Source organism: Bacillus sp. MHSD_36, assembly GCF_030757775.1.
Taxonomy (GTDB): Bacteria; Bacillota; Bacilli; order Bacillales; family Bacillaceae_G; genus Bacillus_A.
Genome location: NZ_JAVBIS010000004.1, coordinates 273522 through 292919 on the forward strand (window position 1 = coordinate 273522; position 19398 = coordinate 292919).

General features: G+C 37.4%; 14 protein-coding genes and 1 riboswitch. Of the genes, 4 read left to right on the forward strand and 10 right to left on the reverse strand.

What is annotated here, in order from left to right; translation table 11 throughout:
- Positions 1-31: 31 nt before the first annotated feature.
- The 6 genes from Q9B79_RS18525 to Q9B79_RS18550 form a co-directional block, all read right to left on the reverse strand.
- Entirely contained in the window at positions 32-1333 is a 1302-nt protein-coding gene (locus tag Q9B79_RS18525; protein WP_087959235.1) for a glycosyltransferase family 2 protein, read from the reverse strand.
- Positions 1330-2085, reverse strand: a complete 756-nt coding sequence (locus Q9B79_RS18530; RefSeq protein WP_306186494.1) for a dGTP triphosphohydrolase — start codon at positions 2083-2085, stop codon at positions 1330-1332. The genes Q9B79_RS18525 and Q9B79_RS18530 overlap by 4 nt, the downstream gene beginning before the upstream one ends.
- Before the next feature lie 262 nt (positions 2086-2347).
- Positions 2348-3559, reverse strand: a complete 1212-nt coding sequence (locus Q9B79_RS18535; protein WP_306186496.1) for a NupC/NupG family nucleoside CNT transporter — start codon at positions 3557-3559, stop codon at positions 2348-2350.
- 345 nt (positions 3560-3904) lie between these two features.
- The gene (locus Q9B79_RS18540; protein WP_306186498.1) at positions 3905-5638 is read right to left on the reverse strand and encodes a C40 family peptidase; all 1734 of its coding nucleotides are present in this window, start codon (positions 5636-5638) and stop codon (positions 3905-3907) included.
- A gap of 210 nt (positions 5639-5848) precedes the next feature.
- Complete coding sequence (locus Q9B79_RS18545) at positions 5849-6733, reverse strand: D-amino-acid transaminase (RefSeq protein WP_306186500.1); 885 nt, start codon at positions 6731-6733, stop codon at positions 5849-5851.
- 510 nt (positions 6734-7243) lie between these two features.
- Positions 7244-9172 carry an LTA synthase family protein gene (locus Q9B79_RS18550; protein ID WP_306186502.1) on the reverse strand — a complete coding sequence of 643 codons (1929 nt, stop codon included), beginning with the start codon at positions 9170-9172 and terminating at the stop codon, positions 7244-7246.
- 545 nt (positions 9173-9717) lie between these two features.
- On the opposite strand from Q9B79_RS18550, the gene Q9B79_RS18555 reads away from it, so the two are divergent.
- A complete protein-coding gene (locus tag Q9B79_RS18555) occupies positions 9718-10083 on the forward strand; it encodes a YkvA family protein (RefSeq protein WP_000435504.1) in 366 nt (121 codons plus the stop codon).
- Positions 10084-10133: 50 nt separating this feature from the next.
- Positions 10134-10625: a metal-binding protein gene (locus Q9B79_RS18560; RefSeq protein WP_306186505.1), complete on the forward strand. Its 492-nt coding sequence runs from the start codon at positions 10134-10136 to the stop codon at positions 10623-10625.
- An 89-nt stretch (positions 10626-10714) separates the two neighbouring features.
- On the opposite strand, the gene Q9B79_RS18565 is transcribed toward Q9B79_RS18560, so the two are convergent.
- A complete protein-coding gene (locus Q9B79_RS18565) occupies positions 10715-11032 on the reverse strand; it encodes a magnetosome magnetite crystal formation protein family (RefSeq protein WP_306186507.1) in 318 nt (105 codons plus the stop codon).
- 284 nt (positions 11033-11316) lie between these two features.
- Here Q9B79_RS18565 and lldP point away from each other — a divergent pair, with 284 nt between their 5' ends.
- Both lldP and thiC read left to right on the forward strand, forming a co-directional pair.
- The gene (gene lldP / locus Q9B79_RS18570; protein WP_306186509.1) at positions 11317-12978 is read left to right on the forward strand and encodes an L-lactate permease; all 1662 of its coding nucleotides are present in this window, start codon (positions 11317-11319) and stop codon (positions 12976-12978) included.
- A gap of 71 nt (positions 12979-13049) precedes the next feature.
- Positions 13050-13165: riboswitch (TPP riboswitch) on the forward strand.
- Between the two features lie 112 nt (positions 13166-13277).
- Positions 13278-15038 carry a phosphomethylpyrimidine synthase ThiC gene (gene thiC, locus Q9B79_RS18575; RefSeq protein WP_306186511.1) on the forward strand — a complete coding sequence of 587 codons (1761 nt, stop codon included), beginning with the start codon at positions 13278-13280 and terminating at the stop codon, positions 15036-15038.
- Positions 15039-15291: 253 nt separating this feature from the next.
- Here thiC and Q9B79_RS18580 read toward each other — a convergent pair whose 3' ends face one another.
- The 3 genes from Q9B79_RS18580 to cydA all read right to left on the reverse strand — a co-directional run bounded on the left by Q9B79_RS18580 (position 15292) and on the right by cydA (position 19375).
- Positions 15292-16650, reverse strand: coding sequence for an arsenic transporter (locus Q9B79_RS18580; RefSeq protein ID WP_306186513.1), 1359 nt, complete (start codon positions 16648-16650; stop codon positions 15292-15294).
- A gap of 351 nt (positions 16651-17001) precedes the next feature.
- Complete coding sequence (locus Q9B79_RS18585; RefSeq protein ID WP_306186515.1) at positions 17002-18027, reverse strand: cytochrome d ubiquinol oxidase subunit II; 1026 nt, start codon at positions 18025-18027, stop codon at positions 17002-17004.
- Positions 18020-19375, reverse strand: coding sequence for a cytochrome ubiquinol oxidase subunit I (cydA, locus tag Q9B79_RS18590; RefSeq protein ID WP_064476174.1), 1356 nt, complete (start codon positions 19373-19375; stop codon positions 18020-18022). The genes Q9B79_RS18585 and cydA overlap by 8 nt, the downstream gene beginning before the upstream one ends.
- Positions 19376-19398 lie beyond the last annotated feature (23 nt).

A 19398-nucleotide genomic window follows, 5' to 3' on the forward strand; every position in this document is an offset into this window, starting at 1 on the left:
TGAAGCCCCCACCACTGATTAAAGTTTCACTTTATTTATCTTTTTTGAATCGAACTGTTTTATCCCAGCCAATGACTTGCTTCTTGCTCTTTGCACGTAAGTATAAAATTAAGCTGCGAATGAATAAGTACGTAAAGAGCTGTGCGTACGTAAAGTACATAATCACACTAATAAAAATATTAGTTGGTGTAAAGGTTCGTTCCACACTCTGGGCACTAAATAATTGAGAAACATATGTAATATATGCGACATACCACATAAATAGTAGCGGGATGCTATATTGAATTTGGAATATCCCGAGTAACCCAATTACAAACCAAACGTTCGAAATGATTAAGAATAACCAAAATACAACATACACTAAAACTTGTTGTAAAGAATGGACGAGAAGTTTTCCTTTAAAGAAACTTAATGAAGAAAACATTTTTTCTAAAATGTACAAGTTCCCTTGGAGCCAACGTGTACGCTGCTTAATAAGGATTTTTAAATGTTCCGGTTCTTGTTCCCATGTAATTGATTCCGGCACAATCGGTAAGAGATAGCCCTTTTGTGTAATACGTAATGTTAATTCAGCGTCTTCTGCAATTGCATAAGGATCATAGCCGCCAAGTTCTTCTAATGCAGAGCGACGAAGAAGCATGTTTGTTCCTGTTAGTGAGCCTGTTTGGAATAGTAGCCAGCGTCCGGATTGCATAAGGAGCTGGAAGATTTGAAATTCCAACGAAATCATTCGTGTTAGCCAGTTTCTGTTTTCATTTACAGTACGAACGTGACCAACAGCTCCAACAGCATCTTCAGTTGTTTCAGCGTGTTCTACAAGCATTCGTAGTGCATGTGGTTCAGGCTGATTATCAGCGTCATACACACAGAAGTATTCGCCATCTGAAATACTAAGACCATAGTTTAATACACGTGATTTCCCTTTTGGTTCACCAGGCGGAACACGAATGTGACGAATATGAGCATAAGCTTTGTCAAAATCATCACCAATTTCAGGTGTCTCATCTTGTGAGTTATCGTTTAATAAATAAACAGTTAGTTTACCTGGATATTCAATCTTTGCCATCGCCTCTAAAGTATCTTTAATAACAACCCCTTCATTGTGGGCAGGTATTAAAATATCGACGCTTGGATAATGTTCTAGCGTACGATCTTTTCGTTTACTATTTCGGTGAACTAAACCTGCGAGTGTTAAGAAAGAATAGTAAACGAGTAAGCCAGAGAATAGAAAGGCTGTAAAAATAAGTACATACTTAATCGAAAATGTAATGCTAATCCAAAATACGAGTACACAAAATAGAAGGAATAAAAGAAGTATAACGAGTGTCATCATAATAACGTCTGTCCTTTGTTCCCAATTTGCTCGCGTGAAATTTTTATATCTTGTATTGCCTCAGCAGCAAGCCATTGCTCCATTTTTGGTTTTAGGCGGTTCATTACAATGTCAGCACCGGTTTCATTTGTGTTTTGTAATAGAATAACTAGCGTATTAGTATCGTATTCAGCAGCAAGGTCAAAGTCAGCTCTTACCGTTCCAACTAATAATGAAGCTACGCGATCCATAACACTTTCTTTCGTATATTTACTAAAGGAAGTGAAGTCAAAATAAATCATAACGCCTGTTTCATTACGACGATTCATTGCATTAATTAATAATGCTTGTCGTCTTTCAAATTCTTGTCTTGTTAATAATTTAGATTCGCCAATGTATTGTTCTAACATTCTCACACGTTCAGTTAATTCTTTATTTTCATGAATAACTTTCTTTAATAAATGAGTTGAGATATATACAATGAAGAAGTTTGCTGCCATTAGGAAGTGAGTAATAATGTATTCCCATTGTTCTGATGTGCTCCATAAGTAAAGCCATGCTTGGTAGAATAAGTAGAATACCGAAGTAATGGTTCCTAATATGAAGAGAACAAATGCAGTTTTATCAGGCAAAAATAGAAATAGTACATTAACAATTACATATATGATTGTAAAAATGAGAGCATGCTCATATTGCGTTACATGTACGGTTGTAAAATAAAATAAAATTTGTAAAATCCACATAGAGAGGACTTTATAGAAGTTATCTTTCACAAAACTTTCCTCCTTAAAGATAATTCATGCAAGGATACTTGTAGTATGCACAATTATTAAGAAATAGACCAAATGACTACATTATTTTGGAGAGCAACAACAAGTAGTATCCCTCTTTTGCAAGAAAAAATAAACAGACTTGATAATTATTGTATCATAATGTTTTTATATTTCGACATAAAGTATTTAATATATATTGAAAAAATAAAGAGCTTAATAAAAAGCCCCCCTCTTTAGAAAGAGGAGGGGCTTTGTGTTACTTTTATAGGAACATCATACCTGCAACTGCTGCATTTAAGAAGTTAGCTAATGTACCAGCGATAACTGCTTTAATCCCGAATTGTGCAATTTGTTTACGGCGAGTAGGAGCTAATGTTCCTGTTACACCTAACTGAATTGCGATAGAAGAGAAGTTTGCGAATCCACAGATTGCGAATGTTAAGATTAAGTTTGTTTTTGCAGAGAACTCTGCCATGTGTGGTCCTAAGTTTGCATATGCAACGAATTCGTTGATTGCAAGTTTTTGACCGATAAAGCTTGCTGCTTGTACCGCTTCACCAGGAGAAACTCCAATTAAGATTGCAAATGGTGATAGTAAGTAACCGAAGATTAAATCAAGGCTAAGTTTAATATCGAATAAAGAGCCAATTAATCCTAATAGACCATTTAATAAAGCGATTAATGCGATGAAAGCCATTAACATTGCTGCTACGTTAATAACAAGTTGCATACCTTCAGATGCACCACGTGCCGCTGCGTCAATAACGTTTGCATCTTCACGTTCTGTAGAAAGTTCAACGTTATTATCTACTTTTTCTGTTTCTGGCATAATTAGCTTCGCAATTAATAAACTTGATGGAGCCGCCATAATTGCTGCTGCTAATAAGTGTTCTAACGGAATACCCATTGCTGCATAACCGACAAGAACTGATCCAGCAACAGCTGTCATACCGCTTACCATAATAGTGAAGAATTCACTATTTGTTAAACGTGCTAAGTAAGGCTTGATTAAGATTGGAGCTTCAGTTTGTCCTAAAAATACAGTTGTTACTGAGTTTAAACTTTCTGCTTTAGAAGTTCCAAGAAGTTTGCTTAATGCGCCACCAACGACACTAACAAATTTTTGCATAATACCGAAATGATATAAGATTGCTACTAATGAACTAATAAATACGATTGGAAGTAGTGCTTGAATGAAGAAAACAAATCCCCAAGGGCCTTTTGCGTTGACTAAATCTCCAGCAACGAATTTAATTCCCTCGTAAGAAAAATTAATTAATCCTTGAACGCCATCTGCAGCGTGTTTTAAACCTGCTTTTCCGGCATCCCAGCGTAATACGATAAATGAAAATGACATTTGTAATGCTAGCGCGATTAAAATTGTGCGCCAATTAATAGCTTTGCGGTTGGAAGATAGTAAGAAAGCGATTGCTAGTACTCCAATCACGCCGCCAATTCCCCATAAAAGATTCATGCAGTGTATGCTCCTTCCTCATAGTAAAAAAGTGTATAAACCGGTTGTCTATACGTTTACGAATATAACATCTTAAGTAACTTATCATAATGGACATCAGAGGTCAAACGTCTAACGAAAAGTTTAAATAAAAAGAAAATTCTTTAAAAAAACACATATAAAATAAATAGACATGAAATAGGTTATGTTTTTTATGTAAAAATATACATTATGATAACGTTATGGGTCATTATTGTAGAATATAGTGTATGAAATAGAAAAATAGATACATTATTTTTTCGTGAAAATAGGTTATACATATTAAAAAGAGCCTTCTAGTAATCTAGAAGGCTCTAAAAATATAACTTAAGGTGCTTTTGTGTATCCTAAGAAATGACTCTTCCAATAAGAGTTACTTAGTGAAGCAATTGCTACACCTTTATCTCCAGCTTGGATAAATGATCCGCCCCCAAGATAAATACCCATATGAGAAGGACCTGATTTATAAGTATTTTGGAAATAAATTAAGTCGCCTGGTTGTGGGCTTGAAGTTTTTGGTAAGCTGCTCCAATATCCTACAACACTTTGGCGGCTAATGTTATGGCCAAATTTCTTAAATACGTGATAGATATAACCACTACAGTCAACACCGTTAGCAGAAGTACCGCCCCAAACGTACGGTACACCTTGCATTGATTTTGCATATGCAAGTATAGAAGAACTGTCACCGCTATTATTGCCCGTATTATTGTTGTTATTATTTTGATTGTTATTTTGGTTATTGTTAGGCTTATTATCTACTGCGCCACCAACTGGTGTTTTAGAAAGGTAACGTGTTCCGATGTAACCAGTTTGACCATTGTAGTTAATTTTACTCCATCCAGAGTTTTCAGAGATTACTTGAACCTTTTGTCCTTGTGGAAGTGCGCCTATGATTCTATAATTTGTACCTTCGCCGCTACGTACGTTTAATGCAGAAGCATTAATGTAGTAGTCACCAATTGCACCTTGATTAGGTTGTTTTGGTTGCTCAGGAGTAGTAGTGCCACCTTTAACGAATTTCATGAACTCGCTACTAACATAGCCTGTTTTTCCTTGATAGTTAACTTTAAACCAGCTACCTTCAGATCCAATTACATTTAATGTCGTACCATTTAATACGCCACCAATTACACTATGGTAAGTAGCAGGGCCTGTTCGAACGCGTAGAGATGTTGCATTAACAACGTAAGTACCACCTGTTTGAACAGTTACATTATTGTTTTGATTATTATTTTGGTTGTTTCCTTGTGTAACGTTATCGCTAGAACCGCCTTTTGTTACGTAGTCTTTGCTTACGTAAGCTGTTTGTCCAGCATAATTGATTTTGAACCAATCTTGAACTTCGCCAACAACTTGTACGACTTGTCCTTTTGTAACAGAACCTACAGTTGTGTGAGAAGTGCTAGGACCTGTACGGACACGAAGGGAAGATACATTTACTGTATAGTTTCCGCTTGCTGGTTTTACAGATTCTTGGTTGTTATTATTCGTATTGTTGTTTGAAGAACCTGCATTAGAAGAAACACCAGATACGAATTCGCTACTTACATAGCCAACTTGTCCATTATGATTGATTTTCACCCAACCATTTTCTTGGCCAATTACGTTTAATGTTTGTCCTTCATATACACGTCCTGAAACAGAACTAGAAGTGTTAGGAGCGGTACGTACACGTAATACATCAGCAGTAACTTTATTCTTTCCACCTGTTGTACTTACATTAGAATTGCTTGCTCCATTTTTTGATACGAATTCGCCACTAACAAAGCCTGTTTTACCATTAATGTTAATTTTGAACCAACCATTTTCTTCGCCAATCACGTTTAAAGATTGACCGTTATAAACGCGAGAGATGATGTCGTGAGAAGTACTTGATCCTGCACGAACATGTAATACGCTAGCATTTACCGTATAAGATGAGCTGTTTGATGCATAAGCTTGGACAGTTGTAGCAGCTTTTTGTGTATTTTGTTCAGGGGCAGCTTGAACACTATCAAGTGTAGGGGCTGCTCCTCCTGCTACAGACACTGCCGCAAGACCGGCAAGGTATTTTTTCATAATTTGTCGATTCCTTTCTGTCTGTAATGTAGTGAAGAAATATTTACCAACTGTTAAAAATTCTAAAGAGCATGTCGATTACTGTCAAGACTTATGCGGTAATCTTAATATGACAAAAAGATTACAAAAAAAAATCAAGGCATAAATCTATACCTTGATTTCCATTTAAATACATATATTGAATGTAGAAAGTGTAGAAATGATTTGTGTTTAAGAAGATGACATATTGGAGTGTAACAAGCTTTGAGAAAATGACCTTTGCAGCATTTTTGTGATAGGGCCAACTTGGCCATCTTGGATTGCGGTTCCATCAAGGTGAGTCATTGGCAAAATTTCAATCGTTGTTCCTGTAAAGAAACATTCATCCGCTTGATAAACATCACGAACGCTGAAAAGTTCTTCTTGTACAGGAATGCGAAGGGTCTTCGCTAAAGAAAGGACATATTGACGAATAATACCATTTAAAATAAGGTGATTAGCTGGATGTGTGTAAAGAGTTCCATTTTTGATTAGAAAGAAGTTCGAGCAGCTTCCCTCAGTTACAGTACCATTTCGTACGAAAAGAGCTTCTTTACAACCTTTGCGTTCCGCTTTCGTAGCAGCTAATACATTGGGTAATAAATTTAATGATTTGATATCACAGCGTAGCCAGCGCGTATCCGGTTCTGATATAGCACGTACACCATATTCAATCCATAACGCTGGTCTTTCTTTCTTTGTAATATAGGCATAGATTGTCGGAGGGACGTCATATGAGAATGTATGGGTACGAGCTTGTACACCACGAGATACTTGTAAATAAATCGTTCCATCTTCGTGGAAATTATTATTTTCGATTAGTTTATAAAGTAGGATAATCAGTTCTGCTTTTGAGAAAGGAAGTGTTAATTCTATTTCTTCCATGGAGCGATATAATCTTGTGATATGCGGATCTAATAAGTGAAAGTTCCCTTTATATAGGCGAATAACCTCGTAGACACCATCTCCAAATTGTAAGCCTCTTTCTTCGAGCTCTATGTACGTTTTTTGTTTTGTTGTATCAATAACTGCATCATTCCAAAGTACAAATCTTTCATATGCCAATTTTCGTCCCATCCTTTCGTAAGTACATAAGTAAAGTGAAACCTGAATTCATTTGGAATAAAAATCACTATAGTAATTTTTATGTAAGTACTTCTTTACATATGACGTATATGTATTTGTAAATGGTAGAGAAGTAGTGGTGATTTAGAGCGTTTTGTATATACAAATTCGAAAATAAGAAATAAGAATCCTGCCTTTCAATAAAAAAAAGCAACATTCTTATGGAATGCTGCACAAGGAGGGTAGCTATCTTTCATAGGGACATCGTCTTATTGAATGTTTTGTGTATGGAAACAAAACATGTTGAAAGACAATTATAAGAAAGTAGAAATAAACGATTCACATATTTCTTTAAGGGATCTTCTTACAGATGAGAGATAAGAAATATAGAGAACCTCGTTTACATATTTTATTATAGAGATTTTTCGTTAACTCCATGTGAATATTTAGTAAAGGTTATGTAATGTTAAAGTTAATGAATATAAGTAAGTGTATGGAGAAATATAAAAAAAGAGGCTGAGATTACTCAGCGCTCTTCTTTTCTTCTTTAATAGCTGTCTTTACTTCACCAGTTTTGGTCTTGTTACTTTCAGAGAAGCGAAGTAAGTCACCTTCAATGATTTTGTCAGACATGTTCAATTCATTTTGGGCACGATCAATGAGTGGTTGAGATTCTTCTTTTGGTAGCTGTACAACTTCACCAGTAGTACGGTCGTAGAATGTACTGTTCGTGTACATGTACTTATCTGTAACGAAGCTACCGTCACGAAGAACAACGAATCCTTTATTTTCTGGTGAGAATACATCATGACCAAATTGAATTTGATTTGTAGAATCTACACCAAGTAAGTTTAGAATTGTTGGTTTAATGTCAATTTCACCAGTTGGTTTTGAAATTGTTTTACCTTCTTTTTGACCTGGAACGTGAATAAACATCGGTGTTTTTTGCAAGTTCATATGGTCAAATGCAGTGATTTCTTCTTTTCCTAGGAATTGTGCCATTGCACGGTTATGGTTTTCAGAAATACCGTAGTGATCACCGTAGAATACGATAATTGAGTTGTCGTAAATGCCTTCTGCCTTTAGACGCTCAATAAAGTGTTTCATTGCTTCGTCTAAATAGCGAGCAGTTACCATGTAACGGTCAAATACGCCATCGCCAGAATTATATTCATCGATTAATTTCGTGCTGTCATCATAAGTGAATGGGTAATGGTTTGTTAAAGTAAGGAAGCGAGTGTAGAACGGTTGCTTCACTTCTTTTAACATATCGATAGATTGATCGAAGTATTCGATATCTTTTAATCCCCAATTTAATTTTGTTTCTGGTGTAATCTTGTAGTCAAGCTCGTTGTAGTAACGATCATAACCAAGTGCCGGATACATAATGTTACGGTTCCAGAATGTTGCGTTGTTCGCGTGGAATACTGATGTGTGATATCCTTGCTCACGTAAAATTTCTGGAGTTGCTGTATATTCATTATTACCGTGTGTGAAGAATACGGCACCACGGTCTAGCGGATACATTGAAGTATCTACTAAGAATTCAGCATCTGATGTTTTTCCTTGCCCAGTTTGATGGAAGAAGTTATCAAAGTAATAACTTTCTTTCGTAAATTGGTTTAAGAATGGTGTAACTTCTTGTCCGTTAACTGTTGCACCAATTAAGAATGTTTGTAATGACTCAAGAGAGACAACAATTACGTTTTTCCCTTTTGCAGTACCAAACATATTTGGATCTGGTTTGCTTTGTATTGTTTTTACATAGTTCTCTGTTTCCTGTAATTTACTACCGTCAGCAAAGGCTTTTTGTGAACTTGATTTTGCTTGTAAGCCAAGATCATACACTTGGTGTACATATAAACCTAAGTTTTTAACAAGCATAACGCGGTCGAATGAACGTGTTAATAATTCAGGACGCTCAGCTTCTGCCAGTCCTAAGTTTGCGAAGAAAATAGCAACTGTTGACACGAAGTATAGGGAACGCATTGGGCGTGCTACACGTTCTGTCGGTGCAAAATTCTTCATCTTCTTCAATAAAATGAAGAATACGATAATATCAGCAAATGCAAGGATGATTTTGTAGTTAAACAATTCTTTCACACTAGAACCTAAACTTCCAAAGTTAGATGTTTGTCCTAGTACTGGTAAAGTAACGAAGTCATTATAGAATCCGTAGAACATTACGTTACCAACAAGAACGATTGTTAAAACAAAATTAATTCCAAGTGCTATATAGTTACGTTTTTTCCCTTTTGCAAATAATGCAAGACCAACAAGCAGTAATGATGCTGCTAATGGGCTAAGGAATAAAATGAATTCTTGCATGAAAGATTCAAGTTTTAAATCAAAGCTTGTGCGTGTAATAAGGTACGTCTTCAGCCATAAAGCTAAAGCTACGAATACAGTGAAACGCACATTTTGAAATTGTGATTTCAAAGTTTCTTTCATTCATTTCCACCCTTTCTCTATCAGGCTTGGTCGATTTTGGAGCGAAAAATGCTAAAATAAAAAATACATAGTTTTCTTGGCCATAATTAGAGGTTCTATATTCACCCATATACGACTATAACTATGCATACCCTTTTAGTTTTTTGTGTTACTCATAAGCATAACGTCATTTCTGTATTATACAACAAAATTCATTTCTGAGAAACACTATAACATTTTACATTTTTTGTATGAGATTTGTCACTACCAGAGAAAACTTTAACATTCGTTTATATGCCCGTCAACTAGAAAATATAACAAAGGTAGAGCAGAATGTTAAGTGAAAGTGAAATTTTCTTGTTGAGAAATAAGAAATGACAATGGGTAATTGGTTATCTAGAAACCTATTATATGAAGGGAAGTATGTGAAAAATTAACGAACACTTGTTCTTTTTCGGTTTATTTGCTACAATGAAAGTTCATTGATAGATTATGTGTAATTTTGATGAACTTTTACTGATAACATATTGTAGCTTATTTCTTTTAAAAAATAGGGAGGCTTTTACATGGAACAAAAATTTTCAGTTGAAGCGTTTTGGAAGAAAGTGAAACATGTTGCAAAACAAGCAGGACAATCGGTTATTTATGCAAGTTTATTATTGTTTTACGTTTTGCAGAAACCGGATGTTCCAAAACGAGTGAAAATTATTGTAATTGGAGCACTTGCTTATTTTATTGCACCGATTGATGCGATTCCAGATTTCGTTGCTGGAATTGGTTATACGGATGATTTAGGGGCGTTAATGGCTGCGCTATTACAAGCATCGTTATACGTCAATGAAGATGTGAAAGATAAGGCACGAGTGAAGTTGGCAGAATGGTTTGGTTCGGATATAGACACATCCTTTATCGATCAGAAATTAGATCAATAGGTGAGAACTGTCATGTAGTGACAGGGCAAACGTAAGCGAGGAAGTGCATTATGCCATCAGGAAGAACGCATACGAAAATAAACTTAATATCCCTTCCGGTTGTTTTGTTTATGCTCTTTTCGTATGGATTAACAAATTTTGATTTTTTATTAACTTTTGCAATTGGTTTTCTAGTAGGTACTACATTTTTAACACCGGATTTAGATACGTATAGTAATGCGTATAATAAATGGGGATTCCTGCGTATATTTTGGTATCCGTATAAGAAGGTTATGCCGCATCGCTCCTTCTTTACACATACAATTATACTTGGTGATGTAATACGTATTGCATACATGTTAATTGTGTTTTCTCCGTTTTTATTCCTATTAAATATAATTGCGTTTGATGGGAATTTAATAGAAATGACAAAGGAACATGAGGTTGAAATTGTAACGTTCGTAATGGGAATTGTTGTAGCAAGTACGCTTCACATTATAGCGGATAAAGTGAATACGCGCCGCAAAAAAATGATGAGAAAAAAGAAAAAACGCAGAAGATAAAAAACGTCCCAAAAGATCTTTTGGGACGTTTTTTCTTATTAAAAGGTTGTCGTATCAATGTGCTGTTTTAATCAAACGTTTGTTTAAACTTAATCTTTCAGTACTTTAATGCCTTTTACGATGTTCCAAATGAAGTAGTATAAGCTAATAATGCCGCAAATACATAAGACGATCATTGTTCCAATGCCAAGTGTTACGTCTGGTTGATTTGATCCGACCCCCATAATCCCTAGAATAATAATGCCAATAAATGACGCGATGCTTGGAATGATGTGTGTCCATAGAGCGCGTTTTGCGTGTGGTTTCGTTTCAGAATCGCCCACAATCCACACAATGATAGGGAATAAGATAGGGGCAAATAATACACTAAAGTATGATAAAGCTGCTAATATTTTGTTTCCGTTCATATATATCACCTCATAAATAATATCCGTTGTTATACCTTTATTATGCAGGAAATGTGGCGAGCTTCCTATCGATGAACATTACAAAAAGGTGACGTTTTTGTAAGATTTCTATGTTAAATAATAAAATTTTCAAAAAAATCTTTTTTAATGGAATTTGTTGTGATAAAATTAATGAAAACGTTTTCTTGAACGTTTTTTTATTTTAGGCTTAAAGGTATGATGACCTGATAGTCTATTGATGAGGTTATTCTATTTAAAAGGGGATTCTTTAGGGGGAGAGAACAATGAACACATGGACACAAGTTTATGATCCGTTCGGAAACATTTGGATTTCGGCAGCGGTCGCACTTATTCCGATTATCTTTTTTTTCTTAGCGTTAGCAGTTTTCCGCATGAAGGGGTATGTGGCAGGATTTATTACAGTTGTACTTACCATTTTAGTGGCATTATTCGCTTATAAAATGCCGTTCACAATGGCGATGGCAGCGACTGGATATGGTTTCTTATATGGACTATGGCCAATTGCTTGGATTATCATTATGTCGGTATTTTTATATAAAATATCTGTGAAAACAGGTCAATTCGATGTAATTCGTGCATCTGTATTATCCATTACGAATGACCATCGTTTACTCGTTATTCTAATCGGTTTTTCATTCGGGGCATTTTTAGAAGGAGCAGCAGGATTTGGTGCACCAGTAGCGATTACAGCAGCGCTTCTTGCAGGTCTTGGGTTAAATCCTTTATATGCAGCTGGTCTTTGTTTAATCGCAAATACGGCACCAGTAGCGTTCGGAGCGATGGGAATTCCAATTACAGTTGCTGGACAAGTAACAGGTATTGATCCACATAAAATTGGACAAATGGCTGGGCATCAATTACCGTTCTTATCATTATTTGTTCCGTTCTTTATCGTATTTTTAATGGATGGATTTAAAGGGGTAAGACAAACATGGCCTGCTTTATTTGTAGCGGGTAGCTCATTTGCAATTACGCAGTTCATTACAGCGACATTCTTAGGACCAGAACTTCCGGATATTACGTCAGCACTTGTAAGTTTAGTGAGTTTATCGCTATTCTTAAAAGTTTGGCAGCCGAAAGAAATTTATCAGTCTAAACAAGCAAATAGTGAAGTAGCTGCGACAACGATGGCAACATCTATGCCGAAACTAACAGTAGGGAAAGTTGTAAAAGCATGGTCTCCATTTATTATTTTAACTGTGATGGTAGTCATTTGGAGTCAAAGCTTCTTTAAAGCGTTATTTGCTCCAGGCGGCGCATTGGAAAGCCTCGTGTTTAAGTTTGAAATTCCAGGCTTACACAATTTAGTAATGAAAGCAGAGCCAATTGTAAATAAACCGACGCCTTACGAGGCAATTTTGAAGTTTGATGTATTATCAGCAACAGGAACAGCAATCTTAATTGCTTGTATCATTTCTATCTTTATTTTGAAAATGAGCGCAAAAGATGCAGTAGCGACATTTAAAGAAACATTAAATGAGCTTAAAATGCCAATTCTCTCGATCGGATTCGTATTAGGATTTGCATTTATTGCAAACTATTCTGGTTTATCTTCTACATTAGCGTTAGCGCTTGCAGGAACTGGTGCACTATTCCCGTTCTTCTCACCATTCCTGGGCTGGATTGGGGTATTCTTAACAGGTTCTGATACGTCAGCGAATGCACTGTTCTCGAATTTACAAGCGATTACAGCACAGCAAGTCGGTGTATCTGAAGTACTTCTCGTTGCAGCAAATACAACGGGTGGTGTAACAGGAAAAATGATTTCTCCGCAATCGATTGCAATTGCTTGTGCGGCAGTCGGACTTGCTGGAAAAGAATCCGATTTATTCCGCTTTACAGTGAAGCATAGTTTATTCTTCGTAATTATTGTTGGTATTATGACGTATGTACAGGCATATTATTTAACGTGGATGATTCCATAAACAACAAAAGAAATAAACTTTGCATTTTTCAGATTATCGTGTATGATGGGAAAGTATTGAAAATTAAATCAGTGATAAACTAGGGGTGCCTAACGTATGCGTAGGCTGAGAGAGAAGCGCGTGAACTTCTTAACCCTTTGGACCTGATCTGGCTCGTACCAGCGTAGGGAAGTTAACGGCTTTACATAATGATGTCTTTATGAGCCAGGTCCTTATTTTTTTATGGACCTGGCTCTTTTTATTTTGGCATACGCTGGCCATATCTCGTCCTTGTCACGTACAGGGGGGCAACAAAGGTTATGAAACAATCTGTTTCATCTGAGCAAATTGAATTGAAATCAAGTTTACCAGGAAGTAAGAAAGTATATGTGGATGGGCCACGCGCGGGTATGAAAGTACCGATGCGTGAGATTGAACAAAGTGAAACGAACGGCATTCCGAATCCGCCAATTCGTGTATATGATACGAGTGGTCCTTATACAGACCCTGCGTATAAAGTGGAGCTGGAAAAGGGGCTGCAGGCGCCGCGCCACTCTTGGATCCTAGAGCGGGGAGATGTAGAAGCATACGAAGGGCGCGAAGTGAAACCAGAGGATGACGGTGTGAAGGTGGCTTCGAAACATACACCTGTTTTCCCGCAGATGGGTCGCAAACCGCTTAGAGCGAAACAAGGTGCAAATGTTACGCAAATGCATTATGCACGTAATGGCATTATTACGTCTGAGATGGAATATGTTGCGATCCGTGAAGGAGTAGAGCCTGAGTTTGTTCGCAAGGAAATCGCGGAAGGTCGAGCAATTTTACCAGCGAATATTAATCATCCGGAAGCAGAACCGATGATTATCGGACGTAACTTCCACGTGAAGGTAAATGCAAATATCGGAAACTCTGCTGTATCTTCTTCTATCGCAGAAGAAGTAGAGAAGATGACGTGGGCAACGCGCTGGGGTGCAGATACGATTATGGATTTATCTACAGGTAAAAATATTCATACGACACGTGAGTGGATTATTCGTAACGCGCCTGTACCAGTTGGAACTGTACCGATCTATCAAGCGCTGGAGAAAGTAAATGGAATTGCAGAAGATTTAACGTGGGAAGTGTATCGTGATACGTTAATTGAGCAAGCGGAGCAAGGCGTTGATTACTTTACAATTCACGCGGGCGTATTACTTCGCTACATTCCGATTACCGCAAAGCGTACGACAGGTATTGTTTCACGCGGTGGTTCGATTATGGCACAATGGTGTCTATTCCATCATAAAGAAAACTTCCTGTATACTCATTTTGAAGAAATTTGCGAAATTATGAAGCAGTACGACGTTTCGTTCTCTCTTGGAGATGGATTACGTCCAGGTTCGATTGCAGATGCAAATGACGAAGCGCAATTCTCTGAGCTTGAAACACTTGGTGAATTAACGAAGATCGCTTGGAAACATGATGTGCAAGTGATGATTGAAGGACCTGGGCATGTACCGATGCACTTAATTAAAGAGAATATGGAGAAAGAACTTGATATTTGTCAGGGCGCGCCGTTCTATACACTTGGGCCGTTAACGACAGATATTGCACCAGGTTATGACCATATTACATCCGCAATTGGAGCTGCGATGATTGGCTGGTTTGGAACGGCGATGCTTTGCTATGTAACGCCGAAAGAACATTTAGGTTTACCGAATAAAGATGATGTACGCACAGGAGTTATTACGTACAAAATTGCAGCGCATGCGGCTGACCTGGCGAAAGGGCACAAAACGGCTCATCAGCGTGATGATGCACTTTCAAAAGCTCGCTTTGAATTCCGTTGGCGCGATCAATTTAATTTATCTTTAGATCCTGAACGTGCGATGGAATATCACGATGAAACATTGCCAGCAGAAGGTGCGAAAACAGCTCATTTCTGTTCCATGTGCGGACCGAAGTTTTGTAGTATGAGAATTTCACATGATATTCGTGAATATGCGAAAGAAAATGATTTAGAAACGACAGAAGCAATTGAAAAAGGAATGAAAGAGAAAGCGAAAGAATTTAAAGAAACAGGTAGTCATTTATACCAATAATATGTTACACCTCTTTACTTGATTGATCACACTGTAGTACCTAACTTAAATATAGAAGAAGCCCGCTTTGCTAAGACGGTAGCAAAGCGGGCTTCTGTCGTTTATCCCGCATTAACGGGCAGTAAGACCCCTACCTCAAAATTCAGCGGAAGCAAAGAAGTTAGGTGGGGGGGCAACTGCCCGTAAAAGCCCGATTGGTTCAACTAATAATCAGTGGGGGATGAACAAAACTCCCACTGATTAAAGTTTCACTTTATAAGGCGAAGAAGAGATGTACCCAGTAGAATAAGAGGAATAATGTGACGACGGTTGTGAGTGGGATAACGATAAGGGATACACTTAAATAGTCTTTCCATTTTACTTTAATTTTGTTTTGTTTCAGGATATACATCCAAATGAGGGAAGCTAGCGTACCGATTGGTAATAGTAGTGAACCGATGTCACTACCAATAATGTTTGCGAGATAGATCGTTTTTAAAGTGATTGGATCTAGTCCCATTTCTGTTAATGTGATTGTCCCAATCATAAGTGCAGGGTGATTATTGAAGATGTTCGAGAGGAGGGAAACAAGTCCACCCATTGTAAAGCTCGCGTAAAGTAAATGCTGGTTTACAACTGGCTCAAGCCATTGTACAAGCGCTGCTGTTAACCCTGCGTTGTGGAGCCCGTAAATAATGACATACATAGAGAAAGCGAAAATTAAAATGTGCCACGGTGTCTTTTTCAAAATGTCGACAGGATTCGTTCGTAAGTAGTACCATCTCCAGATGAGAAGAATGAGTGAACCGAGTACGGCAACAATTTCAATTGGGATGGATAAGAAGGATGCAACGAATAGAAGACAGCGCATAAGGAAGACGAAGCCTAATACTTTTAGCATGAATCTTGTCCGTTTCTGTTTCGTATCAACTGAATTTGTTCCTTTTAACGGATGGAAGTTTTTCGTGAAGAATATTTCTTCGATATCATATGAAGAAATAGGCAATTTTTTTGGGAGTTTTTTCTTTAAAACTGTATACATAAGCCATGACATAAACAATAGTCCTAATGTTGCTGGTACAAACATCATCGCTGTGTGCATATAAAGAGTCATATGAACGATATTTAATGCGATTAAGTTTACGATATTACTTACACCAATTGGTGCGCTAGATGCAGTAGCGATTAAAGCACCGCTTAATAAATAGGGGATTTGTTGATGCGGTTTTAATTGAAGGTTTTTTAGAAGAAGAATTAAGATTGGAGTTGTAATTAAAATACTACCATCGTTATTAAATAAAAGAGTCATAAGAAAACATAATAATTGAATATACCAGTATAAACGACGACCAGAGCCTTTTGCTAAGTTTGCAAGTTTTGCTGCTGACCAGTGGAAGAAGCCAAAGCTTTCTAATATAACCGCCATAACGATGGTCGCTAATATTGTTATAGAGGCACCACCAATTTTACTAACAATGTCTATGACGTCTGGTTTGGATACAATTCCAGTAATCAGAATAATACCAGCGCCAATTGCTGCTGGCCACGCCTCATTTAAACCGCGAGGCCGCCAAAAGATAACGATCATCGTTAAGAAGAAAACAATAATAGTAATCCATATTTCAATGCTCATATTTAACCTACCTTTCTATTTTCTCTTGAACAAATATAGCTTGTCTCAAGTATGTACTGGTAGTATATTCAGCAAAGAATAGGAAGAACTAGGCGTATGATGGTATAAAGTGAATATGTGTTTTTCAAGCGAAAGGACAAGTGTCACGAATAGTGAAATAACTATTGTGAGAGGAGTCTATAAATTAGGGGGACAGTAAGATTGCAAAGGAATTTTATATGGGCGATTATGGAGATCTATCGGCGTAACTCAAAATATATTAGTGATTTTTAAAATATATCAACTTGTCGAAAAAACATGACAAAAGGAGCCCATTCCAAAATTCCTTTTGGAACAGACCCTAATGCTATATTATTTTTCCTTCAAAAAAGTTCGATCTTTCAAGAATAAATTCCAGAAGAAAATAAATCCTGGTAATAAAATTGCAATCCCAATTGCATATAGAATAAGCAATGCATAGAATGTTTCGACCGTTGTAAAGCTTGTAAATACAGTTACATCAGGATAAATAATATATGGTAAATGTGCAACACCGTAAGCGTAACTTGCAAATGCATATTGAGCGACGACTGCTAAAACGGCAATGCGAGGGTATCCTAGTGAGTCATACTTCTTGTTTGTCCACCAAAGAGAAGAGTACCCGATAACGAATAAAACGATAGAAACTGTAAACCATGGGAACTGCTTTATGAGTCCTTGCATAAGCCAGTGTGTTTCTGGGTCCATTACAACGAGAGCGATAATCGCCGTAACGAGTGTTGCAGGACCAAGTATGATGGCGTTTCTTCTATAAACTCTATACGAATCTTCTGAACCTTGCTCTCTCGCAAAATCAGCAAGAAAGAGAGAGGAGAGAAATAGTTCCGAAGTTAGCCCAAAGAGCATATAACAGTAGATCACTGGGCTAGAAAGAAGCTTTCCATACAGGAGTACTTCTTTTCCTTCAGACATTGTAATATAAGCCCCCTCTGTAACGGGTAAAACGGTAATTAATAAAGCTGGAATTAAGAGCCCGGTAATACCTGAAATAACCCGAAGAAGATGCTGATATTTTGGCAGAGAGTAAGCAAATACCATGAATGTACTGCGAATTGCAATGAGTATTAAAATTAACATAACTGGTACGAACATGACTGTCGCAAGGGTGAAAGCTGCTTTCGGAAAGAAACCGAGAAAAGCGACAACGACAAAGACGAGAAATGTATTTGTTACTTCCCAAGTTGGTGATAAGTATCGGTTGGCAAGCTTAGCAGCGAGTGTTGGATGTTTTGCGTATACCATGCCCCAAAAACCTGCCCCAAAATCGATGGACCCTAATATACTGTAAACGAAAATAAGGGCCCATAAGATGATAATTGCAATACTTTCCTCATGCACGAGAATCGCCTCCTTCGTGATGTAAATCATTTGTAAGCGGATGTTTCTTAAAGAATGTCCGTAGTACAAAAACAGTTAAAATACCGAGTCCAATATATAAAATGATGAATAGAATGAATAAAGGACCGACAAAATCAGCGCGTGTAGAAGCGTCGACTGTACGTTGCATACCATATATTGTCCACGGTTGACGACCGCTACAGCTAAAAATCCATCCAAATTCAATGCCGAGCATCATAATTGGTCCACACGCAGCAGCTCCCCAAAGAAGCCACTTCGGTAATTCTGCACCTTTTTTCCGATAAACAAAGTACCAATATAAGAGGGCAATTGCTGCAACTGCAAAGGTGAAGGCAGCGGTGCCGACCATTAAATTGAATAGTGTATGTGTATAAAATGGTGGCCATGTTTCTTGTGGAAATTCCTTTAGCCCCTTTACGACGGTGCTAGGGTCTAGTCCCACTAGTAGACTAAGCATGTTCGGAATTTCTAGTGCATAGTTTAGTTCAAGTGTATTAGGATCTACAACGCCGCCAATTGATAACGGTGCATGTGATGTCGTTTCAAATAAAGCTTCAGCAGATGCAAGTTTTTCAGGGGAATGCTTATGTAAGGCAATTGCCGATTCGTGTCCCGAAAGCCACATCGTAGCACCTGTAATAAATGTCACAACGAGTCCTAACAGCAGTCCTTTTTTATGATACGCCACTTCACGTTCACTTAAATTCTTCTTTAATAATTTAAATCCAGCGATAGAGGCAATGACAGCAGCTCCAGTTGCGTAGGCTGTAATCACAACATGGAATGCGCTCGTGCCAAAACTCGGATTAAAGAAAGCTTTCCACGGATCAACGTTAAAAACTGATCCATCTGGCCCCATTGAAAAGCCTGCTGGTGTATTCATCCATGTATTTGCTGATGTAATAAGCACGGCAGATGCCGTGGCACCAATCATGACGAAAAATAATGAGATTAATCTCATGAATGGAGGGAGTTTGTCAGCTGCATATACATAAATGGACATGAACAAAGCCTCTAAAAAGAAGGCGAAAATCTCAATTTGAAAGGGAACAGAAATAACCTGCCCAACAATTTTGGCAAAACCAGGCCAAAGAAGTGAGATTTGTACACCAACGATTGTTCCAGTCGGAATTGCTACACCGAGAAGGATGGCAAACGCCTTCGTCCATCTTTTCGCCATAATGGCGTAGTCGGAATCTTTCTTCCAGTGATAGAGTATTTCACTTATAAAAATCATCAATGAAAGCCCGACACCAAGTGTTGCAAAGATAATGTGGAATGCTAATGAAGAACCGAAAAATGCTCTTGCTAATGTTACCGTATCCATATGTAAACTCCTCTTCTTTTTTG